Source organism: Crocosphaera sp., from assembly GCF_030064895.1.
Classification (GTDB): Bacteria; Cyanobacteriota; Cyanobacteriia; order Cyanobacteriales; family Microcystaceae; genus Crocosphaera.
The window spans coordinates 1-18,893 of record NZ_JASJEB010000108.1 but is presented as its reverse complement, the minus strand read 5'-3'; the positions used below and the strand labels follow the sequence as shown (position 1 = coordinate 18,893).

General features: G+C 35.5%; 12 protein-coding genes. 2 read left to right on the top strand and 10 right to left on the bottom strand.

The annotated features are described in order from the left end of the window. Positions 1-725: 725 nt before the first annotated feature. Positions 726-1,193, bottom strand: a complete 468-nt coding sequence (locus tag QNJ66_RS20625; protein ID WP_300510305.1) for a CYTH domain-containing protein — start codon at positions 1,191-1,193, stop codon at positions 726-728. 95 nt (positions 1,194-1,288) lie between these two features. Between QNJ66_RS20625 and QNJ66_RS20620 the strand changes: the two genes are divergently transcribed. Beyond that, positions 1,289-2,158, top strand: a complete 870-nt coding sequence (locus QNJ66_RS20620; protein ID WP_300510307.1) for an alpha/beta hydrolase — start codon at positions 1,289-1,291, stop codon at positions 2,156-2,158. Positions 2,159-2,230: 72 nt separating this feature from the next. Here QNJ66_RS20620 and QNJ66_RS20615 read toward each other — a convergent pair whose 3' ends face one another. From QNJ66_RS20615 to QNJ66_RS20600, 4 genes are all read right to left on the bottom strand, one after another. Beyond that, positions 2,231-3,790: a glycosyltransferase family 39 protein gene (locus tag QNJ66_RS20615; protein WP_300510304.1), complete on the bottom strand. Its 1,560-nt coding sequence runs from the start codon at positions 3,788-3,790 to the stop codon at positions 2,231-2,233. A 71-nt stretch (positions 3,791-3,861) separates the two neighbouring features. Continuing rightward, entirely contained in the window at positions 3,862-5,550 is a 1,689-nt protein-coding gene (locus QNJ66_RS20610) for a hypothetical protein (protein ID WP_300510302.1), read from the bottom strand. Between the two features lie 177 nt (positions 5,551-5,727). Further along, positions 5,728-6,900, bottom strand: a complete 1,173-nt coding sequence (locus QNJ66_RS20605; RefSeq protein WP_300510300.1) for an FkbM family methyltransferase — start codon at positions 6,898-6,900, stop codon at positions 5,728-5,730. Next, the gene (locus QNJ66_RS20600) at positions 6,897-9,908 is read right to left on the bottom strand and encodes a glycosyltransferase (protein WP_300510298.1); all 3,012 of its coding nucleotides are present in this window, start codon (positions 9,906-9,908) and stop codon (positions 6,897-6,899) included. The genes QNJ66_RS20605 and QNJ66_RS20600 overlap by 4 nt, the downstream gene beginning before the upstream one ends. Before the next feature lie 645 nt (positions 9,909-10,553). On the opposite strand from QNJ66_RS20600, the gene QNJ66_RS20595 reads away from it, so the two are divergent. Then, positions 10,554-13,541 (top strand): serine/threonine-protein kinase, encoded by a 2,988-nt coding sequence (locus QNJ66_RS20595; protein WP_300510296.1) that lies wholly within the window; start codon positions 10,554-10,556, stop codon positions 13,539-13,541. Positions 13,542-13,609: 68 nt separating this feature from the next. Here QNJ66_RS20595 and QNJ66_RS20590 read toward each other — a convergent pair whose 3' ends face one another. From QNJ66_RS20590 to QNJ66_RS20570, 5 genes are all read right to left on the bottom strand, one after another. Further along, complete coding sequence (locus QNJ66_RS20590; RefSeq protein WP_300510294.1) at positions 13,610-14,101, bottom strand: DUF3368 domain-containing protein; 492 nt, start codon at positions 14,099-14,101, stop codon at positions 13,610-13,612. After that, on the bottom strand, positions 14,098-14,346 hold the full coding sequence (locus tag QNJ66_RS20585; RefSeq protein WP_300510292.1) for a UPF0175 family protein: 249 nt from the start codon (positions 14,344-14,346) through the stop codon (positions 14,098-14,100). Before QNJ66_RS20585 ends, QNJ66_RS20590 begins: the two co-directional genes overlap by 4 nt. Positions 14,347-14,855: 509 nt before the next feature. Next, positions 14,856-16,439 (bottom strand): AGE family epimerase/isomerase, encoded by a 1,584-nt coding sequence (locus QNJ66_RS20580; RefSeq protein ID WP_300510291.1) that lies wholly within the window; start codon positions 16,437-16,439, stop codon positions 14,856-14,858. A gap of 98 nt (positions 16,440-16,537) precedes the next feature. Then, complete coding sequence (locus tag QNJ66_RS20575; protein ID WP_300510289.1) at positions 16,538-17,149, bottom strand: DJ-1/PfpI family protein; 612 nt, start codon at positions 17,147-17,149, stop codon at positions 16,538-16,540. A gap of 184 nt (positions 17,150-17,333) precedes the next feature. Continuing rightward, on the bottom strand, positions 17,334-18,893 hold a 1,560-nt coding region (locus tag QNJ66_RS20570), incomplete at its 5' end, for an iron uptake porin (RefSeq protein WP_300510287.1).

Below are 18,893 nucleotides of genomic sequence, written 5' to 3'. Positions count from 1 at the left end.
TTATATCTGACGGATAAGAACGTCTCTTCATAAAACTGTCATAAAAACTTATTCCATAGTTTTATAACCACAAATCTGTGCCGCCTAATTTCTTTATCTTTTCTTTACAAACAGTCTCTTAAAGCATTGGCTTTATTTAATGGTAGAAAGTTTACTAAAATGACCACGCTGAGACCAAAAAGACTTTTATAATTCATTTTTTCCTCCTTTATGGATTGATTAAGATATGAATTAAGTGAATTCAACTACCCGAAGCAAGTCCATTAAAACATAGGATTTTAAAATTCGGTAGATCTATCATTGTTTAGATTTATTAAGTAGTCTGTCGACCATATTTTTACTGAATAAATTGAACCCCTATATCCTGAAATTTTACTAAAATTAAGGGCAATATGGGGTTTAGTAGGCTATGATAGTTGCGCTAAATTTGTGCTGACTCTATTTATTTTGCAAAGTCAATATAACGATAAACTTTTTTTTATCCGTTAAATAATTCTGATATTTATTATGGAGATCCATCCCAGGAATTGTTTTAATAAAATCTTTGGTTTTTCTATAATTTTTTTGAGGGTATTCTTCACAGATACCTTTAATTGCTTGGTAAAGGGGATACCATTAATGAGCTTTACTTTTTTGGAATGATTAGATATAAAAAGCATCTAATTTATAGAACACTTCATTATATATTTTTCTAAGTTGATTAACTGTGATAATGATCGCTTGATTTACCATGTTTGGTAAGGATGTTTAGCTAAGTTAACGTTATAGTACCTTGGATCATGACTAACTTCTTTTCCTACCCAGTCAGGAATATTTATGGTTTGACTTTCATTTTCTAATTCAACTTCTGCTATAATTAGTCCTTGATTTTCACCTTGAAATTCATCTACTTCCCACAGTAAATTATCGTAGTTAATTTTATAACGAATCTTCTCAATTAAAGGGCGATCGCATAAGGTATCTAACATCATTTGAGCATCTTCTAAAGGAATAGGATACTCAAATTCATTACGACTAATTCCTTCTGTTTTACTTTTAATAGTCAGATAAGCTTCTTCTCCAATTATTCTGACTCGAATAGTCGTCATTTTATCTACTGTTGCAATGTAACCTTGTTTATAAACTTTTCCTAGTCCTAAAGAACGCCAACTATCATTAATTATTAAAAATTTACGCTCAATTTCAATGGCCATGATTATCAACTAAAAGTAAAGAATACTAATTTTTTCAACATTTTGTAACCTATTTGACCTAGTATAAAGTTAAAATCAAAACTAATATTATGTCAATGTTTGCCAATTTTCAAAATTTAGTTATACAAACTTCAGAGGTCAAAATTAATCTCCTGAAAGGAGGGGAAGGTTATCCAATCTTATTATTACATGGCTATCCTCAAACCCATGTAATGTGGCATAAAATTGCCTGGAGGTTAGCTGAAAACTTTACTGTCATTATACCTGATTTAAGGGGTTATGGAGACAGTGATAAGCCATCAGGAACGCCAAACCATTCTAACTATTCTAAACGAGTCATGGCAGCAGATCAAATAGAAGTTATGTCTCAATTAGGATATGAAGAATTCTACCTAGTAGGACACGACCGCGGGGGAAGGGTTGCTCACCGTTTAACCTTAGATTATCCGCATAAAGTCAAAAAATTAGCTTTATTAGATATTGCACCAACCTATCAAATGTACACGACAACAGATCAAGAATTTGCTACTGCTTATTATCATTGGTTTTTTTTGATTCAACCTTTTCCTTTCCCTGAGACTTTAATTAATAATAATCCTGACTTTTTTCTAACCCATTGTTTACAAAGTTGGAGTAAAACTAAATCAGCGTTTACTCCAGAGGTAATGGCAGAATATTTAAGATGTTTTCGTGATCCTCAAACAGTTCACGGAACTTGCGAAGATTATCGAGCATCAGCTACTATGGATTTAGAACATGATCGCCAAGATATTGATAAGAAAATAGAATGTCCTTTATTAGTTTTATGGGGTGATAAGGGGGTTATTGAAAAGAAATATGATGTTATTGAAAGTTGGCAAAAAAGAGCTATAAATGTTCAAGGGAAAGCTATTAGTTGTGGACATTTTTTACCCGAAGAATCTCCAGAAGAAATCTATAAATCTATTAAAATATTTTTCCAATAATTAGGTAAAATATAGAGGAAGAGATACTTTTTGAAAGTCTATTAGAGAATGGATGAAAAAACAAACTATGATTTAAGTCTTTTTCTCAATTTCAACTAAACGATAACGTTCAACATCATTAATGTCTTTGAAAGAATGAATAAATTTTTCTTGATAACCCTTATTATCTATAATTGCTCCATCCTCCCCTTTGGGGTTATCAGTATTGGACTCACCATAAAGAACATAAAGACAGTGGGAATTAAATGTTTCTAATTTTTCTAAATCTTTAATTTTCCATCTTCCCATATCTAATTTAGATTGAACAATATCTACCCCATATTGATGATACTGAGAAGGAGGCATTTTGGTAAAAAATGGGATCATTATATAAGCATAACTCCCATAAACATGATCACTATAAATAATACATTCATAAGAAGTTTTATCAGCATAGCTGATGGTTTCTCCTAAAGTTGATAGCCAAACATCTGTATGCCAACGGGGATAGTCAAATACGTATCGCTGAGAATAAATAACTAAATTAGCGAAGATAACTCCTATGAGCAAAAAAGTAAAAAGTTGTTTCCAAACACCTTGAGAAAAGTCGGCTATTTTACCAACAGCATAACCAGAAATTATAGCAAATAATGGAGTTACTACTAAGGTTCTAACAGCACTTTCTGGGGAGATAAAAGCAGCAGGTATGGGATATAATATTAACCATAAGTATAATACCCATTTTTGATAGCCTTTTTCCTTAATGAGTAGTAAAAAACCTAGTAAAACTAAGGGAATTTGAAATGAGTAAAGTCCAGCCACATTATTAATTTTATGACGAGGACTTGGATCACCTTCAAAAAATAAGAAATCAAAACTAAAATAGGAAAAATAATCACTAACAATTTTGTTAAAATCTGTGTGAATTCCTACTGTATTAGCTCTAGCCATTCCTTCCGGAGATAATTGATAAATAAGTTGAGGAATAAATAGTATAGAAAAAGTAATAAAACTGCAAATTGTATAATATCGATTTTTCCAAAGATGTTCCCAATATATAGCAGCCAATCCTAACAAAAATAAGGGAACAAAAACCCTAGCAGAATTATAGGTATAGATACTAATAGCAAACAAAAAGCTAGATACAACCAACCACTTAGGATGTTTAAAACTTTTGTAAAATAATAAAAGAGCTAAACAAAATAAACAGGGAACTAAAATAGCTCTGAAAGTAACACGACTAAAATGAATATGCCAAGGTAATATTGCTAAGAATAAAGCAGATAATAAACCAACTTTTTGATTAAAAATTTCTTTTGCAAGATGATAAACAATAAAAACTGTTAAGGTTCCAATCACAGCAGAAGTAATTCTTGCCCCGAAAGGGTTTAAGCCAAAGATTTTAATAAAAGGAACCATGAGGTACATATAAAGTCCTTCACGGTAATCATTAGCTGATTTAAAATACCTCGGTAAAAACTCTCCATATTGATCTCGTAAGGTGTGAAGAATTGAATAAGCATCATAAGCATTGGATGCTTCATCAGTAAATAAACCATTAGGTATAGTTCCTAAAAACAACACCCTTAATAAAAAAGTTAATGTGAGAACAATAATTAAAGAGTAAATAGGAAATTTTTCAAATTTTAGCATTAGTTAAACCAATGTTTTTAATGAATAAGGAGCAATGATTATTTTGTGAAATAACAACAAACTTAGTAAGGTTATTGTAATATTCTTCTCCCTTCACATCGTTCTTCAAAAACGTCTGGTAAATTAAATTCAGCCATCACTGAGTATTCACGAGAAGGATGAAAATAGGATGTGTATAAAAATGGATGAGGTGCTTTGCCGATAATACAAACTTTTTCTCCAGCTTTAATACTTCCTAGCATATCTTGGTCAATGATATCTGTCCTTTGCACTTGTTTATCAAAAGAAGCAAACTCAGGAATAGTATAAAAGTAGCGAGTTTTGGTGATAAAAATGATCATAAAAACGGTAGCTACTAAACCCAAATTCCTAGGATTTATAAACTTTTGAGAGGGTTTTTGTTGAATAAGACGACAGGTTAAATAACAGTTTAAGCTAACAAAAACTATCATCCAATACATATAATATCTTAGTTCATAAGCTTGGGGTAATAGGGGAGTAAATAAGGTCATTAAGGCCATTACTGTTGCAGCTATCTTAGATTCAATGTCAAAGTTTCGCCAACATAAATAGATAAATAAAAGAAGGTTAAAAATCACATAACCGCCAAAATATCCCCCCATACCAAATCTTTCTTCATCCCAAGAAATAAAGTCCATTCCTAAAGTCCAGGGCCAAGGTCTTCTGCTATCAAACGCATCAATTTCTAACACCGATTTTCCCCAACGTAAATGACGAGGAAGTTTCTTAATATTTTCGTGCATGAAGCTAGGAGCGGCTTCATTATGATTGAGAACAATCCCTGCAATTTCTACTTTAACTGGATAAAATGGATTAGCATAAAGTACTATATTTTTAATGGGAGTTAGAAAGATGATGATACTTGCTAAGCAGCAGAGTAATAAGGTTTTTGATAATTTAATCAATCTATCTTGATCGTTAGCATAAGCTTTCCAAGATTGAAGAATAATTTTCAGTAAAACAAAACACAAAATTAAGAAAACAATGGGAATTAATTGAAACTTCATATTAGCTGCCATAGCTGCTGATATAAAGATGATAAAAGAAGTTTGTAGGTTAAACTGAACTTTATTGATGTATAAAAAGTAGGTGGTTAGGATCAGAATAGAAACAAAAACATTACCAGGTAAATCAATATAGCTTCTCGCTGCGTGCATATGAACCATTGGTATAGCTAACAGAGAAACAGAGGCTAAATAAAAAGGTATTTTGACATAAAATTTGAGATAGGCGATAAAACTTAATAAGCTAAAATAACACAATAAATTAGTAGCTTCTGGTCGCTGGAAAACAGTCCAAAATAAACCTTGAAACCAATTAGCTAGTAAGGGAAATCCTAACAAACGATGCTCAATATTTTTTTCAAACGTAAATTGTTCTGGAGAAATAATACCCCAAATTCTCGCAGCAAAGGGAATATGATACATGAAAGCATCTCCCCCATAATTGGCATCAAAAAAGCTAATTAAAAAGATAGAGGTTAGAACTAATGCAGATAAAATAGTTAAAACCGTTGTTACCTTAACAAAAGATAAAATAGAGATAGCTTTATTAGTTAGTTGATAAACAATTTTGAGGCGATTATTCAGTTTCAAATTAGTTGTCTTTACATAGTTAAAGCCTAGGAGAAAAATTCCTGAAAGACCTAAACAAATTCTCACGGTTCTTAAAGAGTTGGCAGGAAGATAACCAAAATAACCAACTATTCCCAACATTAAAGTAATGGCAAGACAACTCATTCCCCAAGTGAACAAAGGGTTATTACTCAGCTTGTAAAGGGTAGGAAAATTTTTTAAGCTAGAATGATTGGTATAGGAAAGGAAAGCAAAGCCTGATATAACAGACCCTAGAATAAAACTAAAAACTGGAACTAACATAATGTTCAATTAATGGGTGGTTATAATGATAATTTAGTTCTAAAAGTAAAGATTGGTATTAGCATTTTTAAAGTCAGTAATTTCGGTAATTCTTGCTCCTTGAACCGAGAGGGTATCATCGAAAGTCTCATTAAGAAAATCGAAATAGAGATCAATTTTTGATGTCTCAGAAAGATGAATTACCCAGTCACGATAACTAGAAGCTAATAAGTTACTGTAAGCGTGGTAACGGAAAATAGGTTTATCGCCTATTTTAACCCCACAAGTTAAGTCGTTATCGGTTCCTTGTGCTGTAAAAACAACATCGATTAAGTAGCGTCCTTTATCCAAAATTAAAGGATTTTTTAAGCCAATTGAACCATTTTCTTTGGTCTGAAAATCTCCTGCTTCTAACGTGGTTACTTCCTGGAACTCAAAAGGAGGACAATAAGCTACTTCTGATAAACGTTCTTGATGGATATAAAGATTATTTCGGATACCGACTCCTGGGGGATAATCTTGAGCATTTTCGATGATTTGATAGGTATTCAAATCAATAGAAATATATCCTTTTTGTAATAAGAAATCTAAACAACGAGTGTCTTCTGGTTGGGTTTCTAAGATTAGATGGGGTTTAGCAGATTCAATGGTTTTGGACATTCCTTTAATGGCATCAAATTCTGCCCCTTCGATGTCCATTTTGACTAGATTTGGTACTAATTGAGTATGATTAACAAAATCATCTAAAGCAATAGTTGAAATCTCATAACCTTGAGTACCTGTGGATTGTTCTGCGTAGATACTATCGTTGAGATGACTACCTAAATAAATGGGAACTGTGCTGTAGGATCTATAATAAACCGCAGCGTGAAATAACTGCACATTACTACACCCACTGAGTACAATATTACGTTGACATTTATCAACAATACGGGGACTCGCTTCAAAGGAACAAACTACTCCTTTTGGACCCACCATTCGCGACATAACTGTGGTTAAACCGCCGAAGTTTGCTCCCACATCAAAAACTACATCCCCAGGACGGCATAAATCTCTTAAGACTAATTGTACAGGAGGTTCCCAAAAGTTGCCTTCATACCAAGGAGAAAGGCCATACATTCGGATTTCTTCTAGTTCTTGATTGAGTCTTTGAGTGAATCCTAATTGTTTATCAATGTCTGGGGCTAAGGCTTTACTGAGTTTGAATTTTAACCATTCTTTGAGTTGTTTCATGATTCAGTTTTCTCCAATTTAGTTAACCATAAAAATGCGTGCTGTTCGTGACGATTATCGTTAAAAATTCGATAATCTGGTTTGAATCCTAAGCTTTTTTCTTCATCCCATGTTCCTAAATGTTCTTGTTCGATTTGTTTGGCTAATTTTCGAGTTTGTAGAACTTGTCCTAAGGGTGAAAATCGAGATAATTTGGGCATCCAGTCTAAAGAACGATAAGCTTTTAATAAGTTTTCAATACCTTTGAAATACTGTAAAGCTTTGGCTTGGGGATTAATTTCTTTGAGGTATAAACTGAGATTGTAAGCGTATTCTAAATCACTACTGGTATGACCACAATAGGATTTACGATAGGCTAGAGATAGGTAAATTAATTGTTCTAATTCTTCTGCACTACGATTGGCAAAAGCATAGCGAACACCAGCTAAGGTGCGATGAACATACCAAGCTCTCATATCCTCGATTTCAGCAGCCGGACTTTGGGTAGTTCTTTCGTCGGGATAATTCCAAAAAACCCCTAAGTTCTTATCAATAACTTTGCTTTTAATCTGGGGTAAAACTCGACTCTTAAATTCTGTATCCCCTGCCCCTCTGAAGGTGCCATCATAGTAACCAAAACGGTCATGAATTGAGCGACGATATAACGCACCTACCCAAGATAAATAACAAGTTTCTAGATAGATTAAATCTTGTTGGTAAGGGGCGCGATTATAGGACATAACATCGCTCACCCAACTACCTTTTTTATCTACATTTGTGACTAAACTATGACCGATGACCCAATCAATTTCTGGGCTTTCATCTAACTCATTGGCTAAGGTTTCTAAGGCATCGGGTAAGATAGTTTCATCCACACCTAAGAAGGATAAATAAGGAGATTTTGCTAAAGAAATACCTCGATTCCAAGCAGTTTGAATAGTCTCTCTATCCTGCGATCGCACATAAAGCACCGATAGATTTAATTCTGAGGCCAGTTGTTTGAAGACTTTGTATTCGTCTCCTGGTGAACCACTATCCACTAAAATAACCTCACCTTGCCCTGACTGCATTAGGGTTTGACTCTGTAGGGTTTTCAGGAATAAGGGGAGTTTATCGGCAGCATTGTACAAAGAAACTATGACACTGACGCGATACTGGGATTTATCACGGCGATCATCCACAATTTCATATTCCCACTCTGAGTTGTGTAAATTATCTTGACGGGCTTTTTCAATCAAATCGTAACACCTTTCTTCCCGTTGCCCTATTTTGCCGTACATAGCTTCGACTACCTGGGCTTCATGGGTAAATCCTTTTCCTTGTAACACCTTGAGGACATAGGGAAGATCCCCGAAGCGATCGCCGTCTAACAGCCGTAACCCCCGTAATTTGTAGGTAGCTGCTACTAAGTCATTACCCCGTAATTCTTCCACACGGGAAATTTCTCGCCAGGCCCGAACACGGTCGATCCGATAACCATTTTTAAGTTTATCGCGCCATCCTTGTTCTTCTGACCCAAAAGCTGAGGCAAGTTTCCAGCATTCTTTAACTTTATTCCCTAAGTCTTTTTGATTCAATTCTGAGGCATTAAAGGTATATTTATACCGTTCAAATAATTGAGTTGATTTTAAAGTTTGGGCAGTTTTAGTTTCTTCTAGGGGTCTTTTTAATTTATCTTTGGTTTCCAGTAAGGTCTTTTTCAGTTGTTTATAGGTGGGTTTAATTTGGGCTTTAATTTGCTTCTTGACTACTTTAACCCCAGGTATTTTCGATATGCTAAAACCTTTTTGACAAGATTCCCAATAGGAGAATAATTGACTGTACCACTGGGCTACTTCTTCTTGGGTTTCTGTATCAGAAGCGGTGGAACAGTTATATATCTCTTCTAGGTTGGGGTCGGTTACTTCTAAATTAGCTTGTGATAACTGTTTGACTAAATTTTCGCGATAACTTTCGTAGTTATCTAAAATGTTTTGCAGATCAGGAATACAGGTATAAATATCATCAACATCGATGGTAACAAAAGGAACCTCTGGGAAAGTTTCTTCTAGGAAACGACAAACCCCTGCACCATTTCCTACTGCCGTGGGACAACCTGAAAATAGAGATTCTAAGGCAACTAAATTGAGGGTATCGTATCGAGAAGGTAAGATATTTAATGATTTATTGGCAAATAATTCCGTCAATTCTCCCCGTTTCATGGGAGGACATATCACCAGATTACTCTGACGATTCTGAATCATTTTTTGGAGATAACTTTCAGAGGATTGTGTATTGTTATAGTTGTAACTATGGGGTCCAATAATTTGCGCTTTATTATAGCTAGTTTCGGGTAACCACCAGACTAAATCGATAAAAATATCGGGGCCTTTTCTTCTCTCTGTTCTTCCTATAAAGTTGAGGGTTGGAGCTTGTTCGGAAGGTAAACAGCGAGTGGGTCGAGGAAGATCAAAGAAGTGTAGGGGATGGTAATAATAATTGTTTAATTCTGGGATATCTTCTTGCCATTCATCCAGATAACTTTTACTAATTCCATAGCGAAGATCCACTACTTTATACTGCATTTTTTCTTGCAGATCGAGAGGAATATTAGCTTTACCCCAGTCAAACCAATCTAAGCGAAGGGTTTTCGATATTTTACCGTGCATTGATAGTGCAACGCGGTTAAATTTTACTTGATACTGTTGTAATGCTGGTTTTAAAAACAGTCCCCATTGATCGTAGTCTGGAACATCAACTAGATCAAATTCTTGATTAGCAGCAGAGGCAGCAATATTACTAGCCATAACAAAAGCACGTTCTACCCATTTAGGAGGTGTAACTTCAAAGAAGTTTTTAAAGTTACTAAGTAAAAATTGCTCTTTATAGGGAATAGCTCTAGCATTTGCCGGTCTCGCTGTGTTTAAAGGCTCTTTTTCGGCAATGTAATAAAACTCAATTTGAGGATTTTTTTTAATAATACTGCGATAAAAGGTTTGACCACCGCCAACCTTACTAAATAAATCAAAATCAGCAATCAGGACTTTCATAAGATACTAATTAATCACTTTTTATAGTTTTGCCTTGGTTGACAGAATCAATTAATTCTTGGGTTAAGGCTAATGATGGCATTCGACTAATACTAAGCACAATTGAAACGTTTGTCAACTTATTTGCTCAGAAGTTAGTTAGTTTAATGTTCATCGGCTTTTTGTCGTTGAAAATATGTTCTAAAATAGATGTCAATGCTGTTGCTGACGTTGACTTGTTTACGAAGGTTCCCTGAGAAGTCAGTTATCGGTTATCAGTTATCAGTTATTAATCCTCAAGAAATTAGCAATTAGTTTACTTAATTTCTAACAGTATTGTCCTTTTGCGATCGCTTCTTTAAAATTGACTAATTTGAATATATAATTGTAATACTAATTTATTAGTATAGCGTTTTTACTTACAGCACATCCAACTTATCTTCAATTTTTATAATAACACATTTTCGGTAATTTTTTTGCGAGTATACCCCACCGCATTTTGTACGCCAATAAGGCACATACCTAAAGAAAAAATTAAGATTTTGGTACATTTTTGGTAAATGTCTGGAAATCTTGATATAACCGAATTTTTAATAAATTTATCAATCCCTTCTTTAAATGCGTGTTAGCTTGGAGGGTATATATTTAAGTTTGGCTTTATTTGTTATGAGTAGATGGAATGCTGGACATAAGTTAGATGGTAGTAGTTATAGTTACACCATAGAAAAGTTGCTAGAGGAAGGGGGTTTTGGTTTAACTTATTTAGCTAAGGATAGTGAAGAAAATTTGGTGGTTATTAAGACCATTAATGAGGAGGAAATACCTGAAAAATTTCTAGATAAAATTAGGAGAGATTTTGTTATAGAAGCTCTGAATTTAGCAAAATGTGATATTTATGCTTATATTGTTAAGTGTAAGGAGTATATTCCTGATAATCGTTTTCCTTGTATCGTTATGGAATATATTCCTGGGGATAATATTGAGGAGTTAGTGAATAAAAAGGGAAAATTATTAGAAGCAGAAGCATTAAAGTATATTAGGCAGGTTGCTGAAGGTTTAAAAGGAGTTCATGAAAGAGGAATATTACACAGAGATATTAAACCGACTAATATTATTATTCATGAACAAACAAAAGAAGCAGTATTAATTGACTTTGGTATTGCTCGTGAATATACTGCTGATAAAAGAGTCAAGCATACAAAAATATATTCTCCAGGATATGGTCCCATTGAACAAATATATCCTGATTATAAAGATAATAAACCAGGTTTTTATACAGATGTTTATGGGTTAGCTGCGACTTTATATTTTATGTTAACTGGGGTTAGTCCTGAAGATGCAGAAAAAAGAAATAATGATAATTTGACTCATAAAATAGATTCCTTAAAAATACCTAATGAGATAAATCCTAATATTAGTGATTATGTAACTAAGGCAATCATGAAAGGTTTGGCTATGTCTCCCAAATATAGAGCGCAAACTATACAAGATTGGATTAATTTATTACTTGATTCAAATAGTAATACATCGGTAAATAATAATTTTTCATCACCACAAAATCCCCTTATTTCTCCTGCTATTACTCCTCAAGTTCAACGAATAGTTAAGCAAACTTCTCCTAATCAACCTTCTATTATTGACCATACTAAAGTTCAAGTTCAGCAAGAACCTGCTGGTTCTCTTGTTCCTCAAGATAAAATTAAACCGATTAAAAAGAAAATGAAAAAACGATTTAGTGTCAAGTTTATTAGTTTAGGAATTTTAGGACTATTAAGTTTAACGGGAGGAGGGATTTATTTATTGAACTCTCAACCAGACTTCACCATAGCTTCTTCTTCTTGTCCTTCTACTTATGAAGATTCTTTGAAAACTATTCAGGTTTGTAATACTAACTATCTTAATGATGGACTTATCCCTGGATTATCTGGAGATGAAGTTCTCTTAACTCCCGATAAAAAAGAATTAATTACTTATGGAACTGGTGAAAATATCAAAGTATGGAATATAGAAACCGGGAAAATATTACGCACTCTTAATGGTCATTCTCTCCTTGTTAGCAGTGTGGCTATTAGTGAGGATGGTCATACCATTGTTAGTGGAAGTGTAGACGATACTATCAAGGTCTGGAATTTAGCAACAGGGGAATTATTACACACTCTTGAAGATCATTCTAGCTATGTTAATAGTGTGGCTATCAGTGAAGATGGTCATACCATTGTTAGTGGCAGTGAGGACAAAACTATCAAGGTTTGGGATATAGAAACCGGGAAAATATTACGCACTCTTAATGGTCATTCTGACATTATTAATAGTGTGGCTATCAGTAGAGATGGTCAAACTATTGTTAGTGGGAGTAAGGACAATACTATCAAAGTCTGGAATTTAACCACAGGACATTTATTACGCACTCTTAAAGATCATTCTGACTCTGTTGAGAGTGTAGCTATCAGTAGAGATGGTCGAACTATTGTTAGTGGCAGTGCAGACGGTATTATCAAAGTTTGGAATTTAGCTACAGAAAAATTATTACACACTCTTGAAGATCATTCTGACTCTGTTAAAAGTGTGGCTATTAGTAGAGATGGTCGAACTATTGTTAGTGGGAGTTGGGACGATACTATCAAAGTCTGGAATTTAAGAACAGGGAAATTATTACGCACCCTAGAAGGTCATTCTTCCCCTGTTGAAAGTGTGGCTATCAGTAGAGATGCTCGAACTATTGTTAGTGGCAGTTGGGACGATACTATAAAGGTGTGGAATTTAGGAAAAGGGAAATTATTACGCACTTTTGAAGGTCATTCTTCCATTGTTGAAAGTGTAGCTATTAGTAGAGATGGTCAAACCATTGTTAGTGGGAGTTATGACAATAATATCAAGGTCTGGAATTCAGCAACAGGGGATTTATTGTACACTCTTAAAGATCATTCTCAATCTGTTGAAAGTGTGGCTATCAGTAGGGATGGTCAGACTATGCTTAGTGGTAGTTCAGACCAAACTATAAAGGTGTGGAATTTAGCTACAGGGGACTTATTACGCACCCTTAAAGGTCATTCTTCCTCTGTTTATAGTGTAGCTATCAGTAACGATGGTCAAACTATTGTTAGTGGAAGTGCAGACGATACTATCAAGGTCTGGAATTTAGCTACAGGGGACTTATTACGCACCCTTAATGGTCACTCTAGCTATGTTCGTAGTGTGGCTATCAGTAAGGATGGTAAAACTATTGTTAGTGGAAGTGCAGACGATACTATCAAAGTGTGGAATTCAGCAACCGGGGATTTATTACACACTCTTGAAGGTCATTCTTACGATGTTAATAGTGTAGCTATCAGTAGAGATGGTCAGACTATAGTTAGTGGAAGTTCGGACGGTAGTATCAAAGTGTGGAATATAGAAACAGGAGATTTATTACGCACTCTTAGAGGTCATTCTCATTCTACTGTTCATAGTGTTGCGATCAGTGAGGATAGTCAAACTATTTTTAGTGCAAGTCATGACGGTACTATCAAGCTGTGGAACTTAGCAACGGGGGAATTATTACATACTCTTGAAGATCATTCTGACACTGTTAATAGTGTAGCTATCAGTGAAGATGGAACCATTGTTAGTGGGAGTTTTGGTACAGATATTAGAGTTTGGAAAAATCAATTATAAATTTAGTTATAAATACAACCAATATATTGTAGGGGTTTAATACCATTAAACCCACTTCACCATTAAATCTAACCCTCACCAACCATCTGTAAAATTTTGATATATAGTTGTTCGGTGACTCTAAATTGAGCAGTTTCCTTTAAACTGTCTAATAGAGGTTTTAAAGCAGAAATCAACTTTTTTTGTTTAGCCTCTACAAGAACTCCCAATAAACCAGTAATGCGCAGTCCTAAACGGTTAGCTTCGCTTCTTCCCCGTCTCTCATCAATCAATAATAAATCTGCTGATAGTTCCAGGGTAAGAACAATAGCCCATGATTCTCCTTCATCAAGGGGTTGAGAAAAAAGTCCTAAAAGTTGGTTGCGATCGCCGAGTGACTTTATTTCTATCCAGTCGCAAGTCTGTACTTCGATTGTTCCTGGAACTGGGTAATTAACTTCTGTCAACTCTCGATAAACTGCTTCTGGAATGATAATTTTTCCGTAAAGTTGTCGCAGTAAGTCTAACTGCCCAATGGCTGCTAAACTCGTGATAGGAGAAGTGTTACTAACAACTATCAAAGTCGTCCCAACTCCTTCAAATTCTTCATATCAAGGTTAAAATCTTCTATATCATAGGAATAAATAGGTATGTTTCTGGTTGCCAGCACATTTTGAAACTCAAACCTATCCAGTTGCGCTAAATCACTGGCCTGTCCCAACGTTAACTTATCTGTTTGAAACAACATAACAGCCACTTCAACTTGAAACTCTGAAGCAGTCATTCCAGAAGCGTTGAGAATTTCATCAGATATTAAAACACCCATAACCAATAAAAACCTTATCACTTGCTACAACAATAATAGAACGATGAATCATTTATCATCATTGGCGACCCCGAAAAGCACTTTCGTAGACGCACTCTTTTCCCATAGTAACTTTCTATTCTTAGAATAACACACTTTTGAGAGAAAAGCAAGAAGCGATCGCTTACTCATAAAACCAATATATTGTAGGAGTTTAATAGTATGAAAACTAACCCAAAATTAAACGAAAAATACCAACAATGAGGAATCAATTATATAATTTAATCTAATTAAAATCTATCATAATCTTCTACTTCTTGACCTGAAACTTTATCTAATACTTGTTTAAATTTATCCCAACATCCTTTTTGAGCTTTTTCTTCCAAATACTCTTTACTTAACCAAGCAGAAATTTGAGCAGATAAGCGAATTTAATATAACTTTTAATAAGGAAGAGTATCCAAAAACAACAAATAATTTGGCAGTGCGCTCAAAAAGAGCGCACTTCATTGATAGAAGAAATAGATAACTTATCTAATATCAGTGAAAGTTACAAGCTGTTTACCATAACCTGTAATTGATACTCCTCCATCACCATCAGCAATTGATTTGACTTTACCTGCATAGGTATAAGGACGAATTTCAGTGACATCAGGAGTCGCTATTCCATCTTTAAAAGCAAAGTAGAGTTCACTGTCCATATCATGAAGTTCTTGTCCAGTTAAATACCCAACCATTGCGTGTTCAAAGGAATGGAAAGCATTTTTCCAAGAATGTTGCTTAGGAAAGGTCAGATCAACGTTGTAAGTACCCGTTAAATCATCATAGGTGAGTAAATGCCAAACCCCATGATTTGTGTGATCGACAATGTAATCTAACCAGAAAGCATAGGTATTCGGCAAATATTTAGCGTAAGATGGATCTCGTAGGGCAAAAGTAGCTGCAACTTGATCGAGTTCTGCTAAAATCCACCATTCCTTATCGGGGTTAACGGTTCCATCTAACATGGGTTTGCTTCCCCAGGTTCCATCTGGTAAATAAGCTTCTTCTAAGATGGGGGGTGCTGCTTCTTGAGCAAACAAGACCAAGTCGTAGTTTCCAGTTAATTTACCAATTTCATAAATTAACCACAAGGTTTTGATAGAGTGACCAAAATCTGTATGATCTGTTTCAAGAGTTTTGTCACTAATATCAGTAATTGCACCCCAGAAGAGATTCTTATCGGGACTGTAGAATTGTTCACTCATAATGGTGGCTAAATGCACCAAGTCATCCTCCCATGCTTGCTTCAGATTAACACCGTTAAAATCCGTAGGTAAGATAGGAGTAACTAACATCATGTAAGCATAAATTTGATCCAGTTGAGCAACCAACTCTCTTTGCTCACTACTCACAGTCTGCATGGTTCCGTCTTGGTAACTGGTTTTAGACCAGGAAATAAGACCCCATTCTTCATCATAGTAGTAGTCAAAAATGTAATCTTTGACATTAACAATATGTTGTAGAACATCAGGATCTCGAGTGAGATAGTAGAAAAAGGCTAACCCAGAAAGAGCATAGGTTAAATCTTGACTAATACGTTGTTCTTGGGCAGGGAGACCATTCCCATATTGATCAAAATACGTATAAGCTCCTTCGGTTCCCATATTAACCAGAGCATTGTCAATTAAGTAATCCACACCCTCTTTAGCATATTGCAAATATTGGCTATCTCCAGTGAGATTATAAGCAATACCGTAAGCAAAGACTTGTCGGGAATTAGCTCGGACATAATCTCTGTCAAGTTGAACAATACTTGGAGGAGCGGTTACTAATTCTGGACAAGGAGAAGACGACTCGTATAAAGAACCGTCGTTACACCGATAGGTTGGGTAGTTTCCGTCTTCACCAAGAGCTTCATACGTTGTCCAAAAAGGTAAGAGATCATAGTTGAGATGATCAATCCAAGTTTGTCCATAGGGGACATCTCGAATAATTAGCTCAACGTCACTTTTATTGAATAAAAAAGCGTGAGCAGTTTGGGTTCCAGAAAGGAACAAAAACACGAGCAAAGTTAGAAAACAAGCTACTCTTTTTAGCTGCTTTTTCTGACTATCTAAAAGATGTTTGATCAAGGTTTAATATCCTCAATTTTATAATTTCGTGACAGTAGCATATCATAGTTAGACAACAACCATAATAAAAACAAAGTTAAACTTTCATAATTCCAAAGTTAACTAATAGTTAATTGAACAATAGCATCAACGTAAGCATCTAAATCTGCTGCTGATCTTCCTGTAACCAAATCACCATCAACCACAATATGACTTTGATCAGGAACATAGATTGCCCCTGCATTATGAATATCCGCTAAAACAACAGTATGACAAATCACTCGACGACCTGTTAAAATCTCTGGACAAGGGGTCAAAATCCATAGTCCATGACATAATGCACCCTTAACAATATTAGGGTTTTCCATTGCTGTTTTATAGAATTGAACCGCCGGTGGGGTTTGTAATTCGTCAATACTTCCCAAACTACCCATTGGGGGAATTTCTCGCAATCGAACTGCACAATAATTAGCTGCCATTAAGACAATATCATAACTATTAGGGTCGTAGTCGGCAACATCTTTGTCAACCACCATACTATACATAGGTTTTCCTGGAGCATCTACATCACTAACAATGGTTCTTTCTGATTCTCCCCAAAGATAAGATAGGAAATCAACTTGTGCGCCTAAAGCTGAAAATGCAATTTTATAATGTTGGATTTCTTCATGAATGTATTCTGTTTCTACTAAAACAGCCACTTTTTTTCCTTGTAATACTTGATAAGTCATTAGTCCAATTCCTTAATGTTTTTTATTTGTACAATTTAACATTAACTTAAAAATGATTTATTGGCTATCTAAATAGTTCTTATTTTTAACAACTTTATCACAAAAATAAAAAAACGTAGAAGGTAAAATTAACACAACCCTCTACGTTCTTGATTTTAAATTTTTGAGGTTTAATTAGAACTTATTAGAACTTATAAGTTGCCCGTAAAACCCCGACCCAAATAGTATTATTCTCTTCATCTCCTTCAGGATTAATCACAGTATAGAAACCAGGAGTTAAGAGAATACCATCAGTCAAAGGATATCTATATTGAGCTTCGATGATATAAGGGGTGTCTCTGTCAATAGATTGTAAATCTCCAGGAAGGGTCTCAACCCGTTCTGCTGTCACGTATTGACCACCACCAATAGAAAATACAGCACCTTCCTTAAAGACATCCACCGCAGATAAAATAGCGGCCCAAGTCCATAAGTCAGCCCCTAAACCACGGCGATCATCTCCATTAGCCGGATTAGCAAACCCTTGAGCGCGGGCTAAAGCGTAAGCACCATTAGCGTGTAAATGGAACGTATCATTAATGCGCCAGTCCCCTGTCAAACCATAACTATCCCGAAGAGTAGCTGCATCGAAGAAAGGATCACTAGCTACACGACTACCATTACTAGATGTAGTGTTTACGTCATCTTCAGCAAAATACGAAAAAACATAGGTAAAGCTAAAAGATAAACTATCCGTTGGATAAGCCGATAACTGACCCCCTGCACTGTAGGAACCGTTAAACAAACCTTCTCCCAAGTCAGGACTATTTCCGTTGTCCGCTAGATAAAGACCTCTGACAGCGATCAAATCGTCCCATAAGGTGTATTCAGCACCAGCACCGACCCCTTCAGGTCCACGGAAAACTAGGGGGTTACGACGCATAAAACGAGATAAAGCACCACTTCCTCCACTAGCCATTAAAGGGTTACCGACATCAAAAATATTGTCGATATCTAAAGCACTGGTTCCTACCCAACCACGGAAGTTGCCAATGGGGAAGCGATAGTAAACATCATTAAGTTCTACATCAGCATCGTTAGAAGCATCATGTCCTAGACGGGCCATGGTGGTTCCGGTTGCCCGATCCAATCGGGTAATAGTTCCAGACTGAAAACGGACCCTTAAACGGTCTTTTCCGTAGAAACTGCTGTCAAAATTGAATCTAGTCCGAAACCCTAAAGTTGCATTGTCATCGATGCGTCGGGTCGCACTGCGTCCGTCTGCACCAAAGTTTTCGATCGCATCCCGTTGGCGAGAGTCGATGGCTCTTTCCCCAGATGCAGAGGCAAAGGTAAATAGGACTTCCGCTCTCAATTTAGTGGTGGTAGAAAACTGATGATCTTCGAGGAAAGCAACCCGTGATTCCAAGTTATCTACACGCGCTTTTAGGGCTAGTAATTCTTGTTCAAATTCTTGTGCTAACCGCTTTAATTTCTCGATATCTTCCCGTAAAACGGCAACATTTTCTTGTAATAACCGTTCAATGGTGTTTAAACAAGCGTTTAAACCAGCAGCAAATTCCCAACGAGAGGTGGCGCGGTTACCTCGGAAGGTGCGGTCTGGATAACCGACAATACATCCATAACGTTCTACTAAACTTCTTAATGCTTCATAGGCCCAGTCTGTAGGGGAAACGTCTCTTAACTCAGAAATACTGGTTACCTGAGACATTCCACTGCCACTATCCCGAAACTGTTTACTGGT

Excerpts from the sequence above, each read along its gene's own strand:
- QNJ66_RS20625 (WP_300510305.1), bottom strand. The coding sequence starts at position 1,193 with ATGGCCATTGAAATTGAGCGTAAATTTTTAATAATTAATGATAGTTGG.
- QNJ66_RS20620 (WP_300510307.1), top strand. The coding sequence starts at position 1,289 with ATGTTTGCCAATTTTCAAAATTTAGTTATACAAACTTCAGAGGTCAAA.
- QNJ66_RS20615 (WP_300510304.1), bottom strand. The coding sequence starts at position 3,790 with ATGCTAAAATTTGAAAAATTTCCTATTTACTCTTTAATTATTGTTCTC.
- QNJ66_RS20610 (WP_300510302.1), bottom strand. The coding sequence starts at position 5,550 with ATGAGTTGTCTTGCCATTACTTTAATGTTGGGAATAGTTGGTTATTTT.
- QNJ66_RS20605 (WP_300510300.1), bottom strand. The coding sequence starts at position 6,900 with ATGAAACAACTCAAAGAATGGTTAAAATTCAAACTCAGTAAAGCCTTA.
- QNJ66_RS20600 (WP_300510298.1), bottom strand. The coding sequence starts at position 9,908 with ATGAAAGTCCTGATTGCTGATTTTGATTTATTTAGTAAGGTTGGCGGT.
- QNJ66_RS20595 (WP_300510296.1), top strand. The coding sequence starts at position 10,554 with ATGAGTAGATGGAATGCTGGACATAAGTTAGATGGTAGTAGTTATAGT.
- QNJ66_RS20585 (WP_300510292.1), bottom strand. The coding sequence starts at position 14,346 with ATGGGTGTTTTAATATCTGATGAAATTCTCAACGCTTCTGGAATGACT.
- QNJ66_RS20575 (WP_300510289.1), bottom strand. The coding sequence starts at position 17,149 with ATGACTTATCAAGTATTACAAGGAAAAAAAGTGGCTGTTTTAGTAGAA.